General features: G+C 71.8%; 3 protein-coding genes. All 3 read right to left on the minus strand.

What is annotated here, in order from left to right:
- The coding region (locus JNW89_RS30425) for an RNA polymerase sigma factor (RefSeq protein WP_238451698.1) at positions 1-752 on the minus strand (752 nt) is incomplete at its 3' end.
- Between the two features lie 156 nt (positions 753-908).
- Positions 909-3,107, minus strand: a complete 2,199-nt coding sequence (locus JNW89_RS30430) for a discoidin domain-containing protein (RefSeq protein WP_238451699.1) — start codon at positions 3,105-3,107, stop codon at positions 909-911.
- Between the two features lie 514 nt (positions 3,108-3,621).
- Positions 3,622-3,824: hypothetical protein (locus tag JNW89_RS30435; protein WP_238451700.1), on the minus strand; the 203-nt coding region annotated here is incomplete at its 5' end.

Genomic DNA, 3,824 nt, shown 5'->3' on the forward strand with positions numbered 1-3,824 from the left:
AGCCCGGCCAGCAGCCGGTCGACCGGGAGCAGCCCGGCACCGTGCCGCCGGCAGACCGGGCAGTCGCGGACGTGGCGGGCCAGCCGCTTGCGCCACAGCGGGTTCGGCCGACCGTCCCACCGCTGCCCGACGGCGTGCAGTTCGGGGCAGCCGGGGCGGCTGCGCAGCGCCCGCACCAGCGTGCGCCCGATCCGCAACTGCTCCTTCATCCGCCGGACCCGAACGGCGGCGTGGGCGGGGGAGAGGCCGAGCGCGTCGGCCAGTTCCGGGCGGGTCAGCTCGCCGGTCTCCTCCAGCCACCACAGGGCGAGCAGGGTCTGGTCGTCCGGGTCGAGCCACCGGGTCGCCTCGGCGACCTCGCGCCGCTGGTCGGTGAGGCCGAGGCGGAGGATGGCGGTCGCCACGAAGTCCGAGGCCGGGTCGGGCACCTCCTGGACCACGTCGAGGTCGGCGGTCCGCGATGCGGCGGCGCGACGCAGCTCCTCCTGGTCCCGGACCTGCCGGACCGTGATCGCCACCAGCCAGGACCGGAACGCGCCGGGGTCGCGCAGCTCGGGCAGGTGACGGACCACGCGGAGCAGGGTCTCCTGGACCACGTCGTCGACGTCGGCGTGCCGGCGCACCGCCCGGCCGACGATGTTGTAGACCAGCGGCAGAGACTGCGCCACCAGAGCGTCCAGCGCCTGCGGGTCACCGTCGCGGGCCGCGACCACGGTGGCCCGGTCGGGTCCACCCCGGCTGGTTCCCAGCATGTCACTCACCTTCGTGTGTCCACCCCGGAACGCCGTCGCACCGGGCCTGCGAGAAGGAGACCCTCGGGGCGGCCGGCAGATTACCGAAAGTCCGGTACGGCGGGCGGCCGGTGGCGGGCATGGGGCCCACCACCGGCCAGATCCGGCGACCGCGGGTTACGGGTAGCTGACCAGGTTGACCGGGGTGGTCGAGCTGGTCGGGGTGGCCGCGCCGGTGTCGTTGATGACGTGGGTGATCGACCCGTTACCGCCGAGCGAGATGGTGAGCAGGTTGTGGAACCGCACGCCGGGAGTGACGGGGGCCTGGAAGGCGTGGTACGCCGCAATGGTCGGGTCGACGTTGAAGTAGCAGTAGCTGCCCATGCCCCAACCCTCGAACGAGGTGACCGACGGGGCGACGGCGAACGCGGCGTACCCGGTCCGCCCACCGTTGGTCCAGGCCGCCGCGTTCGGCGGGTCGTAGGGCAGCTCGTTCTGGAAGAAGATCACTTTGCCGTTCGCGCCGTTCCAGATCACCTCGGTCTTCTGGTAGTGCTCGACGAACAGCCCGTAGGCGTTCACGTCGTCGCCGTTGACGACCAGGCCGGTGTCGGCGGTGTTGACCGTCCAGCCGACGCCGGCGCCGTGGTCGGCCCGCCAGGCCCAGATGTGGTCGATGAGCGTGTCGTCGGAGTTGACCACCAGGCTGGTGGTGGCCTTGCCCGCCTGGGCGCCGCCGATGCGGAAGAACACGTCCTGGATCGAGGTCGGATTCGCCGAGTGATCGGCGGCGGACCCGGTCGGACCGACCCGCAGCAGCACCGGGGAGTTGACCGGGCCGGCGTCGAACAGCAGGCCGGCCAGCTTCACCCCGTCGACGTCGGCGACCGACATCGGGGTGACCCCGTTCGCCGGGACCAGCGTCGGGAACCCGATGCCCAGCACCACCGTGTCGGGTCGGTTGACGGTGATCGTCTCGGTGACGTTGTAGACGCCCGGCGTGAAGAGCAGGTGCAGGCCCTGCGCGAGGGCGGCGTTGATGGTGGCGGTGGAGTCGCCGGGGTGGGCCACGTAGAACTGGCTCAGCGGGAGGGACGAGCCGGGTGTCGCGCCGCCCAGCCAGGACGCCCCCGACGAGTTTCGCCGCAGGCTCGGCACGAAGACCTGGTAGTTGCCGCCCGCGTCGAGGTACAGGTACGGCGCCTCGCGGCTGACCGGCGTCTGCGCGACGGTGGTGTAGGGCGGGTTGGGGAAGCTGGTGGCGGGGGCGCCGACCACGCCCGAGTTGACCACGTTCCACACCGCGTTGAGGTACCCGCCGACGGTGCTGTCCCGGGTGAACCACTGCTGCTGCGAGTACGGCTGGACGATCCCGGTGACCCGGCTGTCTGCGATGTACCCGCCGCTGGCCCAGCCGTACCCGGCCGGCGCCAGGTTCAGGTCGCCCTGGATGTCCATCCGCCGGAACGGGGCGGCCTGGGAGACCGCCCACCGGGTCGCGCCGGCCGACGGGAAGACCTGCATGTTGGACGCGGAACGCCAGAAGTTCTGGGTGGCGTTGCCGTTGAACCAGCCGGCGTCCACGGTGATGTCCCCGTGGATGCGCACGTCGCCCGGGTTACGGCCGAGGCCCATGATCGAGGTGTAGAAGCCGACCTGGGCGTTGATCCCGCGGTAGTCGCCCGGCTTGAACATCAGGGCGTACCGCTGGCTGCCGAACTGGTTCGCCTCCTGGCCGCGGAACACCGTGTCGAGCTGGCCCTGGATCTGGCTGCTCGGCATGGACGGGTCGAAGGTGATCACGTTGGGGCCGAGCGGGCCACCGCCGGGGATGGTGCCGCCGGAGGCGGCGAAGACGGCCAGCTCCCAGAGCGAGTAGCCGTATCCGGTGGCCCGCTGGGTGCCGTACATCCGCAGGTAGCGGCCGGTGCCGGTGACGCTCACGCTCTCCGTGCCGCCGGTGCCCGAGGTGGTGGAGTGGATCGTCGTCCAGGTGGTCCCGTCCGGCGAGGTCTGGAGCTGGTACGCCCGGCCGTAGGCGGTCTCCCAGTTCAGGGTGACCTGGCAGATGGTCCGGCTGCTGCCCAGGTCAACGGAGATCCACTGAGGATCGCTGAACGCGCTGGACCAGCGGGTGCCGGGGTTGCCGTCGACCGCGTTCGCGGCGGCGGTGCCGGCGTTCTCGGTCGACGAGGTGGTCACCGGCCGCTGGAGTGCGATGTTGGTGCCGGTGTCGCAGGCGGCCGCCGGCAGCGCGCCCGCGGCCGGTGGCGCGGTGGTGACGAGCAGGGTGCCGAGCAGCAGGGTGGACGCCGTCGCGGCGAGCAACCGGCGCGCGCGGCGGCGCGGGGTGGAGGTGGGTGGCACGGGGAGCATGGACCTCTCCTGGGGATTCGAGGGGGCCGACCCGCGACGGGGTCGACGGCCGGCGGTGACGCACCGGTGGCCGGCCGGTGACGCCGCCGCCGCACCCGGACGGTGGTGATGACGGTCGGGTTGCCGCGATGTGTCGAGAAAGCGCTCTCTGCCCGGCAGGTTTCAGTCCGGCCGCCCCCCGTGTCAACCATCCGGGTCGATGGGGACCGCGATTTGTCTTCCTCCGCAAAGCTGCCCGGAAAAGTGTCAGCCCGGCCGCGCCCCGCCGTCGTACCCCGTCCCCCGAGGCCTCTTGACGCGGGTCGGCGAGGTACGGATAGCATTGCCGTGCTTCGATGGTCCATCATCGACGGACGGGTGCTGCGGCGTGCGGGCGGCGCGCAGCGCTACGCCGCCACCGTCAAGACAGTTCGCTGCCGATGACGGATGACTCTGGCCCCCACGAGCCCGCTACTGCCGCCGGCGCCGTGAGGATTTCGCGGCAATCCTCATGGGCCTGCCTGAGGACGCGCCATCACGCCAGATGCGTGGGCGTCATGCTTGACCGGTCGATCGGCCCTGGCGGCGTGAGTCGGCCGGCCTCGTAGGCGGTCAGCCGACGCAGTATCTCCGCGCGGTCGTAGCTCGGGAAGCGGACCAACACGAGCCGTAGCTCGAACTGTGACTCGCGCAGCGAGGTGCCCACCCGGCGGCTGGTGGCCGGGTTCGGCCCTGGTA

This window comes from Micromonospora sp. 4G55, assembly GCF_016803375.1.

Coding starts and splice junctions, on each gene's coding strand:
- JNW89_RS30430 (WP_238451699.1), bottom strand. CDS start 3,107: ATGCTCCCCGTGCCACCCACCTCCACCCCGCGCCGCCGCGCGCGCCGG.